Source organism: Vibrio sp. 10N.222.49.C9 (assembly GCF_041474985.1).
Lineage (GTDB): Bacteria > Pseudomonadota > Gammaproteobacteria > Enterobacterales > Vibrionaceae > Vibrio > Vibrio crassostreae_C.
This window is the reverse complement of sequence record NZ_JBFRVD010001107.1, coordinates 1-407: the sequence shown is the minus strand read 5'-3', so window position 1 is coordinate 407 and position 407 is coordinate 1. Positions and strand designations below refer to the sequence as shown.

Annotated in this window: 1 protein-coding gene; it reads left to right on the top strand. The window is 46.9% G+C overall.

Annotated features, from left to right (window positions below):
* Positions 1-407 (top strand): histidine kinase dimerization/phospho-acceptor domain-containing protein (locus tag AB4585_RS27110; protein ID WP_372171837.1); only part of this gene is annotated, 407 nt, incomplete at both ends.

The window sequence follows — 407 nt, the reverse complement described above, 5'->3', positions numbered from 1 at the left end:
CTTTTCGGTGTTTGAACAACCCTTAATTTCAGGGCAGAGCATTACAGACAGTGACGTCACCTTTGTTATAGAAGGCAGACCATTGCTATTGGAGATCACCATCAGCCCTATTTCGTGGGACAAAAAGGTGATGCTTCTAGTTGAATTGCGACAGGTGGATCAACAACGAAGACTCAATCAAGAGCTCAATCAGCATGCTCAACAGCAAGCAGCCAAGCTACTGGTGAGAAGTCTGGCTCATGAAATTAAGAACCCGCTTGGTGGACTTCGCGGCGCAGCGCAACTACTAGAAAAAATGCTGCCATCGGAGTCATTACGAGAATATACCCAGATTATTATCGAGCAAGCTGACAGGCTACGAAACCTAGTAGATCGCTTGCTTGGACCACAAAGACCGGGTACCAAGC